A 4,881-nucleotide genomic window follows, 5' to 3' on the forward strand; every position below is an offset into this window, starting at 1 on the left:
TCGACCTGCGCCGAGTGCGAGGCGTAGTCCACCGCGACCATCCGAGCCCGGACACCCTCGGCCTCGAACTCCGCCTTCAACTCCTCCAGGGCCTCGGGCTCACCCGAAACCACCACCGCCGAAGGCCCGTTGACCGCCGCCAGCGACAGCCGCTCACCGAACCGGGCGATCCGCTCCTCCACCACCGCGGCCGACCGGCTCACCGACAGCATCCCGCCGAGCCCGGCCAGCACCTTCAACGACTTCGAACGCAGCGCCACCACCCGGGCGCCGTCCTCCAGCGACAGCATCCCGGCCACCGCCGCCGCCGCGATCTCACCCTGCGAATGCCCGACCACCGCCTCGGGCACCACCCCGGCGGCCTCCCAGACCGCCGCCAGCGACACCATCACCGCCCACAGCGCGGGCTGGACGACATCCGCCGCCTTCAGCTCCGGCGCGCCCTCGGCGCCCGCCAGGACCTCACCCAGCGACCAGTCCACATACGGCGCCAGCGCCGCCTCGCACTCCGCCAGCCGTGCCGCGAACACCGGGCTCGACCGCGCCAACTCCTGGCCCATGCCGAGCCATTGCGAACCCTGACCGGGGAAGACGAAGACCGGCCGCGCGTCGGCCCGGGCCACGCCCGCGACGACGGCGCCGCTGGGCACGCCGTCGGCCAGGCTCTCCAGCCCGGCCGCCAGCTCCGCGCCGTCCCCGCCCACGACCACGGCGCGGTGCTCGAAGGTCGCGCGCATGGTCGCCAGCGACCACGCCACGTCCGCGGGCTCCGCCTCCGGCCGCGCCGCCACCCAGTCCCGCAGCCGGCCGGCCTGCGCCGCCAGCCCCTCGGCCGAGCGGCCCGACACCGGCCAGGCGCCGGCGCCCGAGACGACCCGCGGCGCGGCCTCCACCGGCTCGGCCGCGTCCTCCTCGGCGGGTGCCTCCTCCAGGATCAGGTGGGCGTTGGTGCCGCTGCCACCGAAGGACGACACGCCCGCGCGGCGGACCCGCTCGCCGGCCGGCCACGGGACGGACTCGGTCAGCAGCTCCACCTCACCGGCGGACCAGTCGACGTGCGGGGTGGGCTCGTTGACGTGCAGCGTCCGCGGCAACCGGCCGTTGCGCAGCGCCATCACCATCTTGATCACGCCGGCCACCCCGGAGGCGGCCTGGGTGTGTCCGAGGTTGGACTTCACCGACCCCAGCCAGAGCGGCTGCCCGCCGCCGCGCTCCTGGCCGTACGTCGCCAGCAGCGCCTGCGCCTCGATCGGGTCGCCGAGCTTGGTGCCGGTGCCGTGGGCCTCCACCGCGTCGATGTCGGCGGCGGACAGCCGGGAGCTCTCCAGCGCGGCGCGGATCACCCGCTGCTGCGAGGGGCCGTTGGGGGCGGTCAGACCGTTGGACGCGCCGTCCTGGTTGATCGCCGAGCCGCGGATCACCGCGAGCACCTTGTGCCCGTTGCGGCGCGCGTCGGAGAGCTTCTCCACGACGAGCATGCCGGTGCCCTCGGCCCAGCCGGTGCCGTTCGCGTCGTCGGAGAAGGCGCGGCAGCGGCCGTCCACCGACAGGCCCTGCTGGCGGGAGAACTCGACGAACATGCCGGGCTGCGCCAGCACGGTCACACCGCCGGCGAGTGCCATCGAGCACTCCCCGGCGCGGATCGCCTGGCAGGCCAGGTGCAGCGCGACCAGCGAGGAGGAGCACGCCGTGTCCACCGTGACGGCGGGGCCCTCCAGGCCCATGACGTAGGAGACCCGGCCGGAGAGCACGGCGGTCAGGTTGCCGGTCATCATGTGGCCTTCCAGCCCGGCCGTGCCCCCTTCCGCCAGCTCCAGGTTCACCAGGTAGTTCGAGGTGAAACCACCGACGAAAACGCCCGTCCGGCTGCCCTTCAGCGTTCCCGCGTCGATTCCCGCGCGCTCCAGCGCCTCCCAGGCGACTTCGAGCAGCAGGCGCTGCTGCGGGTCCATCGCGACGGCTTCCCGCGGGCTGATCCCGAAGAACGCGGCGTCGAATCCGCTGGCGTCCTTCACGAAGGCCCCGGACTGGGTGTACGACCGGCCGGACTTCTCCGGGTCCGGGTCGTAGATGCTCTCCAGGTCCCAGCCGCGGTCGGTGGGGAACTCGCCCACCGCGTCGCCGCCGGCCGCCAGCAGCTCCCAGAGGTCCTCCGGGGTCTCCACGTTGCCCGGGTAGCGGCACGCCATGCCGACGATCGCCAGCGGCTCGTACTCGCCGGCCTCCAGCTTGTGCAGGCGCTTGCGCGTCTCCTGGAGCTCGGCCGCGGTCTTCTTGAGGTAGTCGAAGAGTTTCTCTTGGTTATCCACAGTGACCCCTTACCAAAACATGCCGTCAATTAGCGCGAAGTAACTAGTTGGACAGACCAAGTTCCTTGTCGAGAAACTCAAACACCTGGTCGGGTGTCGCCGATTCGAGTTCAACCTCGCCGCTGCCGGATTCCGCTTCGCCCTGCTTCTCGATCCACTTCGACAGAATGCTCTGCAGCCGCCTCGTGATTCGCTCGCTCGTGTCCTGGTCGGGTGCCGGACCGGACAGGCTGGATTCGAGCCGGTCGAGGTCGTCGAGCACCGGCACCGAGTCCGCCTCGTCCGGGGCGAGTTCGGTGCGCAGCCAGGCGGCCACCGCCACCGGGGTGGGGTAGTCGAAAATCAACGTAGCGGGCACCCGCAGTCCGGTCGCGGTGTTCAACCGGTTGCGGATCTCCACCGCGGTCAGCGAGTCGAACCCGAGGTCCTTGAAGGCCTGCTGGGCCTGGACGCCGTCCGCCGACGCGTGGCCCAGGACCACGGCCGCCTCGGCCCGTACGAGGTCCGACAGCAGCCGCTCCTGCTCGGCCCGGTCCAGGCCCGCCAGCCGCCGGCCCAGCTCGCCCTCCCCCGCGCCGGCCGCCTCGGCGGGCCGGGCGGCGGCGGTGGTGGCGATCCGGCGGACCTCCGGCAGGTCCCGCACCAGCGGGGCCTTCGGCAGGTCCACCGCGGTCTGCGCCAGCAGGGCCCAGTCCACGTCCATCACCGTCACCACGGCGTCGGGGCCGCGCAGCGACTCGTCCAGGGCCCGGACCGCCAGCTGCGGGTCCATCGCCGACATCGGGAGCTTCTTCATCCGCTCCCGGATCGCCTCCTTGGACTCCGCCAGGCCGCCGCCGCCCCACTGGCCCCAGGCCACCGACAGACCGGTCAGCCCGCGGGCCCGCCGGTTCTCGGCCAGGGCGTCGAGGTGGGCGTTGGCGGCCGCGTAGTTGCCCTGCCCGGCGGAGCCGAGGGTCGACGCCGCGGAGGAGAACAGCACGAAGGCGTCCAGGTCCAGGTCGGCGGTCAGCTCGTCGAGGTGGGCGGCGCTCGCGGCCTTGGCGGCCAGCACCGTCTCCAGTCGGGCCGGGGTGAGGCGGTCGACCACGCCGTCGTCCAGGACGGCGGCGGTGTGCAGCACCGAGGACAGCGCCGGACCGGTCTTCCCGATCCGGTCCACCAGCCCGGCCAGCGCCGCGCGGTCGCTCACGTCGCAGGAGACGACGTCCACCGCGGTGCCGCGCTCCGCCAGTTCGGCGACCGTGGCCGCGACCCCGGCGGCCGCCGGGCCGGAACGGCCCGTCAGCACGACGCGCGGCGCGCCCCCTTCGGCCAGCCAGCGGGCCACGTGCCCGGCGATGGCGCCGGTGCCGCCGGTGATCAGCACGCTGCCGCGCGGGGTCCAGCGGTCCTCACCGGCCCGCACCCCGGCGGCCCGGCTCATCCGGCGGCCCAGCATCCCGGCCGGGCGGATGGCGACCTGGTCCTCGCCGCAGCCGGCGAGCACCGCGACCAGCCGGGCGCCGGCCCGGTCGTCCAGCACCTCGGGCAGGTCGATCAGACCGCCCCAGCGGTCCGGGTGCTCCAGGCCGACGACCCGGCCGAGGCCCCAGACCTGTGCCTGCGCCGGAGCGGTCGGCAGCTCGCCGGGCGTGGCCGCGACCGCGCCGCGGGTGGCCGGCCAGAGCGGTGCCTCGATCCCGGCGTCGCCGAGCGCCTGGATGAGGGTCAGGGTGGCGGCCAGCCCGCCGGTCACCACCGGGTGGTCCGGCAGCGGTGTCCCGTCCAGCGCCAGCAGCGACAGCACGCCGGTCACGCCGGACGGCTCCGCGCCCGCCTCCCGGAGCGCCCGGGCGAGCAGCGCGGACAGGACGGCACGGTCCGTCGTCCCGGCCGGGACCTCGACCGGCACGACCTCGGCCCCGCGCACACCCAGCGCGACCGCGCAGCCCTGCGCCAGGTCGCCGGCGGCGTCCGCCTCGGGCACCGCGACGAGCCAGGTGCCGGTGAGCACGCCCGGGTCGGGCTCGGCGACCGGCGCCCAGCCCATCCGGTAGCGCCAGCTCGCGGTGGTCGAGCGGTCCAGGTCGTGGCGCCGCCACGTCGTCAGCGCGGGCAGCAGTTCGCCCAGCCGCTCGCGTCCGTCCTCGATCGCCAGGGTGTCCGCGAGCTGCTCCAGGTCGCCGCCCTCGACGGCCGCCCAGAACGCGGACTCGGCCGGTGTGGCCGCCCCGTCCCGGCCGGTGGCCGGGCCGCCCGCCGGCAGCGCCGACGGGACCTTCGGCCAGAAGCGGTCGTGCCGGAAGGCGTACGTCGGCAGGTCCACCCGCCGGCCGGCCGGGAGGACGGCCGTCCAGTCGACGGCCGCGCCGTTCACGAAGGCCTCGGCGAGCGAGGTCAGCAGGCGCTGGGCGCCGCCGTCGTCACGCCGCAGGGTGCCGCAGACGGCGGCGGGCACGGCGGCCGCGCCCGCCTGCTGCGCGACCTCCTCCAGGGACTCGGTCATCGCGCCGAGCAGCACCGGGTGCGGGGAGACCTCGACGAACACCCGGTGCCCCTGACCCGCCAGGGTCCGCACCGCGCGGTCGAA

At 74.9% G+C, this 4,881-nt stretch carries 2 protein-coding genes; both read right to left on the reverse strand.

From position 1 onward, the window contains the following. A partial coding sequence (locus ABZ497_RS36445) for a type I polyketide synthase (protein ID WP_359812363.1) occupies nucleotides 1-2,309 on the reverse strand: 2,309 nt, incomplete at its 3' end. 43 nt (nucleotides 2,310-2,352) lie between these two features. Next, on the reverse strand, nucleotides 2,353-4,881 hold a 2,529-nt coding region (locus ABZ497_RS36450), incomplete at its 5' end, for an SDR family NAD(P)-dependent oxidoreductase (protein ID WP_359812366.1).

The organism is Kitasatospora sp. NPDC005751, assembly GCF_040630835.1.
GTDB lineage: Bacteria > Actinomycetota > Actinomycetes > Streptomycetales > Streptomycetaceae > Kitasatospora.